Source organism: Caulobacter sp. P1_B12_2, assembly GCF_056406675.1.
The window spans coordinates 1-12,547 of record NZ_JBFTZS010000089.1; the positions used below are offsets into that span (position 1 = coordinate 1).

The following is a 12,547-nucleotide window of genomic DNA, read 5'->3' on the forward strand; positions in this document are numbered from 1 at the left end:
GGCGATCCCCATCAGCACCAGCACCACCGCCTTGGGACCCGCGCGCGCCAGCAACGCCTCGGCCGACAGCGGCTCGGGCTTGGCCCCGACCGCCAGCACCCCGCGATGCAGGTGGAAGCCGGCGATCGCGTCCAGCACGGCCTGGCCGACGACATAGACGGGCGCGTCCGCCGGCAGGCCGTCGAACACCTCGCCCAGCTTGTCGGCGCGCTTGCCGTCGATCAGCAGGGATTGCACGCGCTCCGGCGCGTCGCGGACGAAGGCCCGCAGCACCGTCTCGCCCTCGGCGATGAACAGCCCCTGGCGGCCGACCAGGTCGCGCTCCTTGATGTCGCGATAGGCCGCGACGCGCGGGTCGTTCGGATCGTCGATGGGGATCAGGTCTGGCACGGGACCTCGAAAAGCGGCTTACCGCACGCCCCGTATCGGAAGGATCGCCAGACCGCCAGCCGCCGCCAGTCCCGCGGCCACCAGATAGAGGGCGTGATAGTTGACGTGGGCCGGGCCCAGCACCCACATCGCCAGGATCGGCGCCATGGCCTGGGGCAAGGTGTTGGCCAGGTTGATCACCCCCAGGTCCTTGCCGGCGTCCTTCTGCGAGGGCAGCACCTGGCTGACCAGGGCGATGTCGACGGCGTAGTAGCAGCCGACCGCGCAGCCGAACATCACGAAGCCCACCACCACGACGGGCCAGCTGGGCACCAGCGAGAACACGATCATCGCCGCCGCCAGGGCCATGGCCGCGCCGGCCGCGAACAGCTTGCGGCGCTTGAGGCGGTCGGACAGCATCCCGCCCAGCATGCCGCAGGCGACGTTGGCGCAGGTGGCCACGGTGGTCAGCAGGGCCATGCCCTGCTCGGCGCGGCGCCCCGGAAACAGGTCCGAATAGTGCAGCGCGTCCTGCAGGTAGAACAGCATGTAGCACTGGGTCAGTGTGATCGCGATCAGCACCATGAACCGGCTGACCCAGGCCAGGGCGAAGTCGGGATGGGCCCGCGGATCGATCCAGAACCCCGACACGAAGCTGCGCCAGTTGAACGGCGGCCGCGCGTTGGGCGACAGCGGCGGATCGTTCAGGCCCAGGGCGAACGGCGCGATCGCCACCAGCAGCACTATGCCAATGGCGAAGTAGCGCGAGGGCTCGCTGACCAGCAGGCCGCCGACCAGGATCGCCCCGGCCATGGCGCCGATCGGATGGCCCAGGCTGAGGAAGGCCGCCACCCTGCCCTTCTGGGCGTCGGGCACCCGGTCGGGCAGCACGGCCAGCAAGGCCGAGAACAGCAGGTTGAAGGCCAGCTGGAAACAGACGATCCCGGCCATCAGCTGCGCCGCGCCCTGGGCCATCATGATCACGAAGTACGAGGCGACGGTGCCAAGCGCGCCGACCACCATCCAGGGCCGCCGACGCCCGAAGCGCGAGGTGGTCCGGTCGCTGATCGCGCCGGCCAGCAGGTTGGCGATGCTGGCGGTGATCGAGCCGAGAATGGCCACCTGGCTGAGCACGACGGCCTTGTTGGCCGAATCGATGGCCTCGGCCTTCAGCGGCAACAGCACCTGGAACAGGGGCATGAAACTGACATAGGCCCCGATCTGGGCCAGGGTGAAGGCGGCGATGAAGCTGGGCCTCACGGGCGTTGTCGGCCTTGCCGTGTCGATTCCCACTGCCTCCGCCGTCGTCATCACGCCTCCCCAGATGCACGCGGTCTACGCCGCGATTGGCCCGGACACTGGCCTTCCGCGCCGGGGGACACAAGCCGCGACAGGCGACAAAGCCCGCCTCGACGCCTTTGACCGCGCTTTTTTGAAACGGGAGCGTCGCCTTATGCCGCGCAGTTGCTCTAGGTTGGCCGCATGAAGATGAGTCCAAACAATCAGGACCCACGCAACCGGAATTGGGCGGGCCCATGGCGTCGGTGACGATCTATGACGTTGCGGCGCGCGCCGACGTGTCGATCAAGACTGTTTCCCGCGTGATGAACAACGAGCCGAACGTGCGGCCGCAGATGCGCGAGCGCGTGCTCGAGGCGGCCGGCGCCCTGGGCTACGCGCCCAACCTGTCGGCCCGCAGCCTGGCCGGCTCGCGCTCGTTCGTGATCGCCGTCTTCGTCGACGCCTCCCTGACCCTGGACCACTGGCGCAGCGAGCGGGGGTCGGACTACCTGCAGCGCATCCAGTTGGGCGCCACGGTCGAGACCAGGGCGGCCGGCTACCACCTGCTGGTCGAGTTGATCGACCACGACGGTCCGCGCGTGCGCCAGGAGGTCGGCGCCCTGCTGGCCGCCCTCAAGCCCGACGGCGTGATCCTGACCCCGCCCTCCTGCGACAACGAAGTGGTGCTGGAGCTGCTCGACAAGGCCGGCACGCCGTACGTGCGCCTGGGTCCGGAAAAGCCGGAGGGCCTGGGGCCGCGCGTGCACATGGACGACGTCGCCGCCGCCCGCGACATGACCGAGCACCTGGCCGATCTGGGCCACAAGCGCATCGGCTTCATCACCGGCGACAAGCGCTACGGCGCCAGCCAGGCGCGCCGCGAGGGCTATGTCGCGGCGATGAAGGCGCGCGGCCTGAAGGTCGAGAAGGCCTGGATCCAGGAAGGCGACTTCACCTTCGAGTCCGGCCACAAGGCCGCGCAGACCCTGCTGGCCCTGGCCCCGCGGCCGACGGCGATCTTCGCCAGCTCCGACGAAATGGCCCTGGGCGCCCTGGCCGCGATGGCCGAAGCCGACCTTTCCGCGCCCGGCGACGTGTCGGTGGCCGGCTTCGATGACAGCCCTGTCTCGCGCCTCAGCCGCCCGCAGCTGACCACGATCCGCCAGCCGCTGGTCGAGATGTCGACCCTGGCGACCAAGATGCTGATCAACGGCGTGGCCCGCAACGCCGAGGCCGGGGCCCGCCCGCGCGACGAACTGCTGCCCTTCACCCTGATCCAACGGGCCTCGACGGCGGCGGTCAAGGGGTGAGTGTCGCGCTGGGATGTGCCGTAGGCGTCATCTAGAAAGGCGGCGTTGGCAAACTTGGCGGGCCGTCGCCGGTGTTGCCTAAGCTCCACTTTCGGGACGCATCCGTGAACGAAAATCCCGATCTCGCCGCTCTTGATAAGCTCAAGACGCGCATCCAAGGGCTACGCGCCAAGACCACGGACAACGGCTGTACCGAAGCCGAAGCCGTGTCAGCCGCCGCCAAGGTCGCCGAGCTGCTCGATCGTTACGACCTGTCGCTGACCGACGTCGAAATCCGTAGTTCGCTATGTGAGCGGCGCGACTATGAGACCCACCGCAACAAGCGCATACCGCTGGGCGACTGCATCGGCGCCATCGCGCATTTCTGCGATTGCCGGGTTTGGCGCGAGAAGACCCCGACTGGCGATGCGCGTTACGTCTTCTTTGGTCTCCGCTCCGATATCGAAGCCGCGCACTACCTGGCCGAACTGATCGACAGCGCCGTTCGCTCCGAGCTTGGCCGGTACAAGACCACCGCCGCCTATCAGCAGTTTCGGCATCAGGAGCGACACATGGCGAACGCGTCCTTCACGCTGGGGATGGTCGCGTCCATCGCGGACAAATTGACCGCGATGAAAGCCGGGCGCGACCTGGCCAACAAGAACGCCGGGCGTGATCTTGTCGTGCTCAAATCGGCGATCGTCGACGCCGAGCTCGACACTCTCGATCTGAAGCTGAGAACCGTGCTCCGCCCCACCCGCATGGTGTCACCAAAGGCATACGACGCCGGCGGCGCCGCGGGCGCATCCTTAGCCATCGATCCCGGAACCCGGAAAACCCCATAACGGCCGCCGAAATGTCCCGCCCYGGCAGGCGCCAGCCATCGTCCGCAATCCACCAAGGATGGACATGGGCAAGACTGCCAGAAGCGGACGTGCGGCGACCGCTACGTCTTCCGGGCGACCCTGTCGCGGCCGGCCTGATAGAGGATCAAGCCCGCGACCGCGCCCGAGGCGTCCCGCGTGAAGGTTATCTGGGTGTCGACTTCGCGCAGCAGGAAGACGTCGGAGGACTTTGGAGTCAGCACGATGGCCTTCTGGCCGGTGGCCTGACTCATCAGTTGACCGTTCGCGACCGACACGGTGACGGATGAGGTCGGCGTCAGATCATAAACGCCTGCATAGTCCTGAAGGGTTTTTGGCGCGCTCGCGGCGGCCCGCTGTCCAGCCTGTTGAGGAACCGTCCCGTCGCGCGCGAGGGCCAGGAGAGAAGCGCCCAACGAATCCGGCGCGGGCCCGTTGAGATTGCCCAGCACGACGACCGTCACGCGGCGGACCGGATCGTAGGCCATGTAGGTGTTGAAGCCGTCGAGACCGCCCGAGTGGGCTATGGTCGTGTCGCCGCCGGTCTCGACCACGAACACCCCGAAGGCGTACCGGTCGCGAACAGGCGTTGTCAGCAGCGTGAGGGACGCCKGCCGCAGCAGTCGACCTCCAAACAGCCCCTSTTCCCATTTCAGCAGGTCATGGGTGGTGGAGTAGAGGCCGCCGGCGCCTTGCGGAATGCTCATGTCCCAATAGTCGGCGTTGACCACGCCGCCCGCGGCAGGAGCATATCCCGAAGCGCGACGGGGCACGATGGCGGCATTGCGGTCGTAGCCGCTGTCGCTCATGCCCAGCGGATGGAAGACGTTGTCGGCGAGGAAATCGGCGTAGGATTGGCCGCTCGCCTTCTCGATGACGGCGGTCAGCAGGACGTAGCCGGAGTTGGAGTATTTCCGCCCTTCGCCCGGTTGGAAATCGAGTGGACGATCCCGGAAACGCTTGATCAGGCCGTCGACCGTCACCGGCAGGGTCTTCTGCGCCTGAAAGTCGTTGAAACTGGTGAAGTTCGGGACGCCGGCGGTGTGCGCCAGCAGGCGTCGCACCGTGACCTTGTCCCAGGCGGCGGGCGCATCCGGCAGCCAGGTCTTCACCGGCGCGTCCAGATCGACCAAGCCGCGTTCGTTCAGGATCATGATGGCGACGGCGGTGAACTGCTTGGTGATCGACCCCAGGCGAAATTTGGTGTCGCCGTCGTTGGGGATGAGCCATTCGCGGTTGGCGAAGCCATAGCCTCGGTCAAGCAGAACCTGGCCGTCGCGCGCGACCAGAACCGACCCTGAGAACTCGTTCGCCTCAGTGGAGGTGCGAACAATCTGGTCCATACGCGCCGGATCCTGGGCCTGGACCGGGCCGACGGAGAGGAAGAGGCCGATGAGGCTGGCAAAGACGAGACGCGCGCCAGCGCGGTCACTGAATTTCGGCAACTTTAATCCCCACAACGACATGACTGCACGCCACATCAGTAAGAGGCTGCGACCTATGCAAACAGATGCAGTTGCCGATATTAAGTCTGTGTAAGAATAGGAATTCGCGGGTGTTTTAGGACGATATCGACTTCGCGACCTGCCCAGTCAATCGGCGCGTCTACGTCTTCGGCGGCGTCGCGCCCAAACTCAGATTGATCTCACTGGCGATTAAGTCGACCTCGAACCTCGCCCCCTACCCCCGCACGAAGATGTTCCTCAGCCACTGCGAGCCGGCCTTGGCGGCCTGGCCCCAGTCTTCGCTGTCGTCCGGCGCCTCGGGCTTGAAGCCCCAGGGATTGAACAGCTTCAGGCGGTTGACCTWGAAGGCCGAGACGTCGCGGGTCACCAGGATCAGGCCGTGCTCCAGGGCGGTGGCGGCCAGCAGGGCGTCACGCGCGTCGGTCAGCGGCAGGCGGCTTCGGCCTCGGACCACGGCGGCGTCGACGGGCAGGATCCGCCCCTCGAAGGCGGCGGCGACCTGGTCGTCCAGCCAGGTTCGCAGGGCCAGGCCCGCCGCCTTGTCCTTGCGCTCGACCCGCGCCGCGCCGGTCTCCAGCTCTAGCAGGGTCACCGCCGAGATGAACAGGCTGGACCGGGCGACGCCGGCCGCCCAGCTGGCCAGGCCCGCGTCGGTGCCGCCCGCCTTGGCGTTGCGCAGCTCTAAGACGATGTCGGTGTCCAGAAGGTACATCAGCCGCGCCGATCCCAGGTCTCGGTCGAGCGGGTCTCGGCGACGTCCACAGCCGTCGGCGCGGCCATGGCCAGCAGATCGACGATCGTCTCGGTCTGGCCCGACAGCTTGCGATAAGCCTCGATGCTCATCAGCACGTGGGTGGTCTTGCCGCGGTCGGTGACGAAGACCGGCTCGATCCGCGCCGCCCGCTTGGCCTGGCTGACATCCTGGTTGAAGTCACGACTCGAGATGACTTTCATGTGCCTACGTACCTACAATGACAAGGTTGTCTTGTAGGTACGTTACTACATTGTGGCGTTCGGGCAACAGGAAATAAGCCAGCAAAAACAATCTTCTGCATGGCAGCGTCAAAAGCCCGTTTTCGGCTTGCCCCCACAAGCCAACTCTGCGCGGCTTTGACCTAACGGCGGACAAACGCCGAGAGGGATCATCAAGGGGGGACGCTTTGTCCGACATCATATCCAGCCTGGTCAGCACCGTGGGCGGCATTCTTTCGCCCCACGGACCGGCCACCAAGGTCGCCGCGCACAGCTACACGCCAGGCGACTTCAGCGTTCACTTCTTCCTGCAACTGGCCGTCATCATCCTGGCCTGCCGCGTGGTCGGCTGGCTGGGCCAGAAGATCCTGAAGCAGCCTCAGGTCGTGGGCGAGATGATCGCCGGCGTGGTGCTGGGCCCGTCCCTGCTGGGCCTGCTGTTCCCCGACTTCCAGCTGATGCTGTTTCCCAAGGAAACCAAGAACGTGCTGTACGTCGGCGCCCAGCTGGGCGTCGGCCTCTACATGTTCATGGTCGGCACCAGCTTCCAGGCCGACCATTTCAAGGCCAAGGCCAAGAGCGCCATGAGCGTGTCCTTCGCCGGCATCGCCGCGCCGTTCCTGATCGCCGCCCTGATCACCCCCTTCCTGCTGAAGGTCCCGGGTCTGTTCGCCCCGACCATCGGCCAGGGCAGCGCGACGCTGTTCATGGGCGCCTGCATCGCCCTGACGGCCTTCCCGATGCTGGCCCGCATCATCAACGAGCGAGGCCTGGCCAAGACCTCGCTGGGCACGCTGTCCCTGACCGCCGGCGCCTTCGATGACGCCGTCTCCTGGTGCGTGCTGGCCGTGGTCCTGGCGACCTTCGGCGGCGGACCGGGCGTGGCGGTTCTCGCCATCGGCGGCGGGGTGGCCTGGGTCGCCTTCGTCACGATCTTCGGTCCGAAGATTCTGGCGCCGCTGGGCCGCATGGTCGAGCGCGAGGGCGAGATGAGCACCACGGTGCTGGCCCTCGTCCTGCTGGCCTTCTGCGTCTCGGCGTTCCTGATGGATGCGGTGGGCATCCACGCCATCTTCGGCGGCTTCATCCTGGGCGTGGTCATGCCGCGCGGCAAGCTGGTCGAGGAACTGAAGAAGAAGGTCGAGCCGGTCGCGGTCGTCCTGCTGCTGCCGATGTTCTTCACCTATTCGGGCCTGAACACCCGGATGGACATGGTCAACTCGCCGACCCTGCTGTTGATCGCCCTGGGCATCCTGGCCTGCTCGATCCTGGCCAAGTGGGGCGCCTGCTACGCCGCCGCCCGCCTGACCGGCGAGAACCACGCCACCGCCATGGGCATCGGCGCCCTGATGAACTCGCGCGGCCTGATGGAGCTGATCATCATCAACATCGGCCTGCAGAAGGGCATCATCGGCCCGACCCTGTTCTCGATGCTGGTGCTGATGGCCATCGTCACCACGGTCATGGCCAGCCCGCTGTTCGAGGTGGTCTACGGCAAGAAGGCCCGGGAATCCGGCGAGCTAGACGCCATCGACGGCGCGATCGCCAAGGCCGCCTGAACAAGCTTACGAGTTGCCTCCCTGCCCTCGCTCCCCTGCCGGAGCGAGGGCTTTTTTTCGAACGCTTCGGGTTCAGTCCTCGATGGCCTTGACGCCGAGTCGCTCGAGATGAGCCAAGTGATCGTGCATGGCCTTGAGCTGTTCGGGCGAATGCCCTTGCCAATCGGTGACCTCGCCGACGATCCGAAGCGGATCACGCGTGCGGTAAGACTTGGTCGGATTGCCCGGGAATTTCTTGTCCGTCAGGTTGGGATCGTCCTCGAACGGCCCCGTCGGCTCAACGATGTAGATCCTGCCCGGCCCTTCGCCCTGGGCCAACTCCGCGCCCCAGGTCGCCGCGTCGAGAGTGGCGCTGAGATAGACATAGGCCGCCGCTTTCCCCTTGCCGTAGTTGGAGGCGTAGCCGGCGCCGAGCAGGGCGCCCGCTTTCAGATCCGCTTTAGTGCCGTGGTAGAACGGCTGCGTGTTTGGCGTGACTGTGGCTGTCATCGATCAACGACCCTCCGGAAATCGGGACCCGCGGTCCCCGCGTCGAGGGCGCTACAAACTGCGCATAAATCGCCGGCCGCCAATTCTTGAACTCAGGTTTTTCGTCCCCAAATCCTTATCGGGCAGGGACGACGGCGAGGCCGGTTTCCTACCTTTCACCCATCAGCGGCGGCGAACTCCAGGCCTCAGGCCTGCTCCAGCGACCGGTCGAAGCCGAAGCGGTTGATCTGGGCGATCAGGTCGCGGTGGCTGGGCAGGTCGTGGGTGGCGCGTTCGCCGAAGGTCTTGATCTTGGCGAACAGCTTGTCGGCGCCGGCCACGTCGGGAAACTCGCTGCGCCCCGGCGACAGGTCGGTTTTGAAGCCCATGCCGTACAGGATGTACTGGTAGTTGAAGAAGGCGAAGGTCTCGAGATCCAGGGTGAAGTCGTAGCGGGTGGGCGGGCGCCAGCGCCACTGCTCCAGCAAGTCGGCCAGCCGCTCGGGCATCGAGGCCGGATCGGCGTTCTCGCGCCAGAACGGCYCGGTCCGCTGGCTCAGGCAGTAGTGCAGCTTCAAGAAGGTGATGATGTTGTCGTAGCGGGCCGTCATCAGCTCGTTGAAGCGGAAGGCCGGGGCGCTGATCGGACCGTTGTGCGGGAATAGCTCGGCGATGATCGCCACAGCCGCCTCGATCAGCACCACCCCGGTCGATTCCAGCGGCTCCAGGAAGCCCGCCGACAGGCCGACCGCCACGCAGTTCTTGACCCACTGCTTGGTGCGATAGCCGGCCTCGAACGACAGCGCGCGAGGCTTGATCTCGACGCCCTCGCCCACATAGTCGCGCAGGATCGCCTCGGCACGGTCGTCGCTGATGTGGTCGCTGGAATAGACCGTGCCGACGCCGCGCGCGCCGTTCAGGCCGATGTCCCAGGTCCAGCCGGCCTCGTGGGCGGTGGCGACCGTGAAGCTCTGGATCGGGGCGTCGGGACGGTCGTAGGGGATCTTGCAGGCCAGGGCCCGGTCGGCGAACAGGAAGGGCCGCGCCGACTTGAACGGGGCCTTCAGCGCCTGGCCGATCAGTTCGGCGTGGAAGCCCGTGCAGTCGATATAGAGATCGGCCTCCAACCGGCCGTGCTCCTTGCAGACGACGTGGTCGATGGCCCCGGTCGCGTCCAGTTCGGCGCCGGTCAGCAGGCCCTGTAGGTGGCGCACGCCCAGCTCGCGGGCCCGCTCGGCCAGCACCTGGGCCAGCTTGGCGGCGTCGAAATGGTAGGCGTAGTTCAGCGGGCCGGCGAAGTTGCCCTCGTGCGGCCGCTTGGGCGCGCGCTGGGCGTCGGCCACCCGGGACTGGATGGTCATGGCCTCGGCGAACGGCGCGCGCGTCGCCTCGTTCTGCAGCAGCCAGTAGGGCGCGAGACTCGTTCCGTCGGTCGAGAACGGCGCCTCGAACGGATGGAAGTACTGGTGGCGCGCGCCCTCCCTAGGCGCCCAACCCCAGTCGTTGAAGCGGATGCCCTGCTTGAAGGTGGCCGAGGTCTCGCGGATGAACCGGGCCTCGTCGATGCCCAGGAACTGCAGGGTGGTGCGGATGGTCGGGAACGTGGCCTCGCCGACGCCGATGATGCCGACGTCGGGCGATTCCAGCAGGGTGATCTCAAGGTGCGCCTGCTCGGCCACCCGCAGGGACTTGGCCAGATAGGCCGCGGTCAGCCACCCGGCCGTGCCGCCCCCGACGATCAGGATTCTTCGTCTACGATCCATGCCGTCTTGATAGCGCGGCCCGCTTCAAAAACGGAAAGCAAAGTTCGGCGAAAGACAGGGACAGGCGCATGCGCCCGTCCCCTACTGTTCTCACCGCCCCGGTCGCGCGAAGGCCGCCACGCGTTCGCGGGCCTGGTGCACGGCGTTGTCGCTCGCCGGCGCGTGGGCGGTCGAACCCGTCCGGAAGCCGCCCACATGGTTGGACAGGTCGGCGGCCTCGGCGCGCAGGGCGTGGGTGGCCTCGGTCGACTGCTGGACCATGGCGGTGTTGCGCTGGGTCACCTGGTCCAGCTGGTTGACGGCCACATTGACCTGGCCCAACGCCGAGGCCTGCTCGTTGGCCGAGGCGGCGATCTCGTCGACCAGGGTGTCGATGACGCCCACCTTCTCGACGATGCCGCGCAGGGCCCGGCCCGTCTGGCCGACCAGATCGACGCCCTCGCCCACCTGGCGGCTGGAGTCGGCGATCAGGGTCTTGATCTCCTTGGCGGCGTCGGCCGAGCGCTGAGCCAGGGCCCGGACTTCCTGAGCGACGACAGCAAAGCCCCGGCCCGCGTCACCGGCCCGGGCGGCTTCGACGCCGGCGTTCAGGGCCAACAGGTTGGTCTGGAAAGCGATCTCGTCGATCACGCCCAGGATCTGCGAGACCTTGGCCGACGACGCCTCGATCTGGGTCATGGCCTCGGCGGCGCGGGTCACCACCACGCCCGAGGCCTGGGCGTCGGCGGCGGCCTGGCTGACCTGGGCCGAGACGGCCTTGGCGCTCTTGGCGGTGCGATCGACCGTGGCGGTCAGTTCCTCGACGGCGGCTGCCGTCTGCTCCAGGGTCGCGGCCTGCTGCTCGGTGCGCAGGGCCAGGTCGTCGGCGGCCTGGGCGATGTCGTCGGCGCCCGAGCGAATGCCCGAGGTGGCGCGCTCGACGGCCTTGATGGTGTCGGCCAGGGCGGCGGCCGCGTGGTCGAAGTCGGTCTTCAGGCTCAGGAACTCGGGCGACAGCGCGCCCTCGACCCGGGCTGAAAGATCGCCGGCCGCGAGGCGCGACAGGGCCTGGCCGACGGCGGCCACGGCGGCGGCCTGGCGCTGCTCGGCGGCCTGGCGCTCGGCGGCCATGCGGTCGCGCTCTTCCTGCAAAATGCCCAGATAGCTGGAGATGGCCAGGTCCATGTCCAGGAAGGTGGCCTTCATCAGCGCCACGACCTGATCGGCGACCTCGCCGTCGTCCTTGCCGCCGCCGAACAGTCCGCCTTTGGCGCGCTTGGCCATCACGGCGCGGATCAGGTGCTCGGCCACCAGGGCGTAGCCGCCGATGTACCAGCGCGGCTCCAGCCCGACCCGCACGTGCGCCTGGCCGACCCGCTGCACGTCGGCGGCGTAGTCGGGGCCGAACTCGGCGGTCGCCATCTTGCGCCAGTGGTCGCCCTGACGCGCCTGGGCGCCGTCCATCTGGGCGCGGTTGGCGAACAGGTCGCGCATCTCGGGATAGGCGCGGATCTGGTCGTAGAAACTGTCGAGCGCGGCGTGGATCTCGCCATCGATCACCGGCTTGGCCGTCTTCAGCGCCGCCCGCGCGCGGTGATCGAACCGCATGAAGGCCATGCGTTGGTCGAGTTGCGGATTGACGCTCATGCTACTGCCCCGAGTCACGAAGTCCGTACTGCGAGGAGCGGTGACCTGATTTGATTAACCGAGGTTGAAATCCGGGCCCCCTTAAGGGGTCGAGCGTATGTCAGAACCCTAGTCAGAACGGCACTACGCAGGTGACGCCCGCGCGGACATTGCTGTCGTCGCCCATGGCGTCGACGTCGCCGCCCATGCGGGCGCGGCAGCCGTCCTTGGGGCGGCGCAACAGGAACGGCTCCGGGTTCTTGGCGTAGCGTCCGGACGGATCCAGGTTCAGCCGCGGCGAGGCCTGGCCGACGCGAGCCCAGCGCTCGGCCTCGCAGCGTTCGCGCTCCTCACGGGTCATCGTGACACGGTCGCAGCCGCCCAGGCCGCGAAGCGCCTGCCGCCCCTTCGCGGTGAGATCGGCCTGGCTGGGCGCGCCGCCGGAGGCGAGGGGGGCAACGCCTTCACCGGGCGACGAAGGCGTCATGGATTGGATGGGAAGCACGGGCTCGGCGTGGGCTGGAGCGTCACGATCGTCCGGCGGTCGGAGTCTGGCGACGGCGCGATGGGCGCGGCCTGATCGAAGCGGCGGAACCAGGGAAACCTGGATGGACGGCGCCGACTCGTAGACCGGCGCCGGCGGCAAGTAACGCACCAGGAAGACAAGCAGGACGACATGGAAGACGGCGGACGCCAGCACCGCGGCCAAGCGAAAAGCGCCGCCTTTACCTGACTTGCTCCGTCTCGACACTCTGACCCCGCGCCCCACGAACGCGAGCACTCCGCTTCAGCTTGTGGACCGAAGTGTGACCGACCTGGCCCAAGCCCTAGGCCGTCCAGAGATACCGCCAGGTCTCGGAGATCGCCCCGTCGCCTCGGGTCAGGCGCAGCGACAGGTCCATGGTCGCCGCC

12 protein-coding genes are annotated in these 12,547 nt (G+C 67.3%); 3 read left to right on the forward strand and 9 right to left on the reverse strand.

What is annotated here, in order from left to right:
• The coding region (locus AC1DZ6_RS07880) for a TrmH family RNA methyltransferase (RefSeq protein ID WP_477096640.1) at window positions 1-390 on the reverse strand (390 nt) is incomplete at its 3' end.
• An 18-nt stretch (window positions 391-408) separates the two neighbouring features.
• A complete protein-coding gene (locus AC1DZ6_RS07885; RefSeq protein ID WP_477096641.1) occupies window positions 409-1,680 on the reverse strand; it encodes an MFS transporter in 1,272 nt (423 codons plus the stop codon).
• 224 nt (window positions 1,681-1,904) lie between these two features.
• Between AC1DZ6_RS07885 and AC1DZ6_RS07890 the strand changes: the two genes are divergently transcribed.
• Together AC1DZ6_RS07890 and AC1DZ6_RS07895 are read left to right on the forward strand one after the other, a co-directional pair.
• Window positions 1,905-2,960, forward strand: coding sequence for a LacI family DNA-binding transcriptional regulator (locus AC1DZ6_RS07890; protein WP_477096642.1), 1,056 nt, complete (start codon window positions 1,905-1,907; stop codon window positions 2,958-2,960).
• Window positions 2,961-3,064: 104 nt separating this feature from the next.
• On the forward strand, window positions 3,065-3,784 hold the full coding sequence (locus AC1DZ6_RS07895) for a DUF2786 domain-containing protein (protein ID WP_477096643.1): 720 nt from the start codon (window positions 3,065-3,067) through the stop codon (window positions 3,782-3,784).
• A 101-nt stretch (window positions 3,785-3,885) separates the two neighbouring features.
• Here the strand turns inward: AC1DZ6_RS07895 and AC1DZ6_RS07900 are convergent, their stop codons facing one another.
• From AC1DZ6_RS07900 to AC1DZ6_RS07910, 3 genes are all read right to left on the reverse strand, one after another.
• Window positions 3,886-5,268: a serine hydrolase gene (locus AC1DZ6_RS07900; protein WP_477096644.1), complete on the reverse strand. Its 1,383-nt coding sequence runs from the start codon at window positions 5,266-5,268 to the stop codon at window positions 3,886-3,888.
• A 214-nt stretch (window positions 5,269-5,482) separates the two neighbouring features.
• On the reverse strand, window positions 5,483-5,980 hold the full coding sequence (locus tag AC1DZ6_RS07905; RefSeq protein ID WP_477096645.1) for a PIN domain-containing protein: 498 nt from the start codon (window positions 5,978-5,980) through the stop codon (window positions 5,483-5,485).
• Complete coding sequence (locus AC1DZ6_RS07910) at window positions 5,980-6,222, reverse strand: type II toxin-antitoxin system Phd/YefM family antitoxin (protein WP_477096646.1); 243 nt, start codon at window positions 6,220-6,222, stop codon at window positions 5,980-5,982. The genes AC1DZ6_RS07905 and AC1DZ6_RS07910 overlap by 1 nt, the downstream gene beginning before the upstream one ends.
• A gap of 206 nt (window positions 6,223-6,428) precedes the next feature.
• On the opposite strand from AC1DZ6_RS07910, the gene AC1DZ6_RS07915 reads away from it, so the two are divergent.
• Window positions 6,429-7,799: a cation:proton antiporter gene (locus AC1DZ6_RS07915; protein WP_477096647.1), complete on the forward strand. Its 1,371-nt coding sequence runs from the start codon at window positions 6,429-6,431 to the stop codon at window positions 7,797-7,799.
• Between the two features lie 72 nt (window positions 7,800-7,871).
• Here AC1DZ6_RS07915 and arr read toward each other — a convergent pair whose 3' ends face one another.
• From arr to AC1DZ6_RS07935, 4 genes are all read right to left on the reverse strand, one after another.
• The gene (arr, locus tag AC1DZ6_RS07920; RefSeq protein WP_477096648.1) at window positions 7,872-8,288 is read right to left on the reverse strand and encodes an NAD(+)--rifampin ADP-ribosyltransferase; all 417 of its coding nucleotides are present in this window, start codon (window positions 8,286-8,288) and stop codon (window positions 7,872-7,874) included.
• Between the two features lie 185 nt (window positions 8,289-8,473).
• Entirely contained in the window at window positions 8,474-10,030 is a 1,557-nt protein-coding gene (locus tag AC1DZ6_RS07925; protein ID WP_477096649.1) for a tryptophan halogenase family protein, read from the reverse strand.
• Between the two features lie 90 nt (window positions 10,031-10,120).
• Window positions 10,121-11,656, reverse strand: a complete 1,536-nt coding sequence (locus tag AC1DZ6_RS07930) for a methyl-accepting chemotaxis protein (protein WP_477096650.1) — start codon at window positions 11,654-11,656, stop codon at window positions 10,121-10,123.
• Window positions 11,657-11,768: 112 nt separating this feature from the next.
• Window positions 11,769-12,122 carry a hypothetical protein gene (locus AC1DZ6_RS07935; RefSeq protein ID WP_477096651.1) on the reverse strand — a complete coding sequence of 118 codons (354 nt, stop codon included), beginning with the start codon at window positions 12,120-12,122 and terminating at the stop codon, window positions 11,769-11,771.
• Window positions 12,123-12,547: the final 425 nt, after the last annotated feature.

What these genes read in the sequence shown, in the direction of transcription:
- AC1DZ6_RS07885 (WP_477096641.1), bottom strand. Translation starts at nt 1,680, where the DNA reads ATGACGACGGCGGAGGCAGTGGGAATCGACACGGCAAGGCCGACAACG.
- AC1DZ6_RS07890 (WP_477096642.1), top strand. Translation starts at nt 1,905, where the DNA reads ATGGCGTCGGTGACGATCTATGACGTTGCGGCGCGCGCCGACGTGTCG.
- AC1DZ6_RS07910 (WP_477096646.1), bottom strand. Translation starts at nt 6,222, where the DNA reads ATGAAAGTCATCTCGAGTCGTGACTTCAACCAGGATGTCAGCCAGGCC.
- arr (WP_477096648.1), bottom strand. Translation starts at nt 8,288, where the DNA reads ATGACAGCCACAGTCACGCCAAACACGCAGCCGTTCTACCACGGCACT.
- AC1DZ6_RS07930 (WP_477096650.1), bottom strand. Translation starts at nt 11,656, where the DNA reads ATGAGCGTCAATCCGCAACTCGACCAACGCATGGCCTTCATGCGGTTC.
- AC1DZ6_RS07935 (WP_477096651.1), bottom strand. Translation starts at nt 12,122, where the DNA reads ATGACGCCTTCGTCGCCCGGTGAAGGCGTTGCCCCCCTCGCCTCCGGC.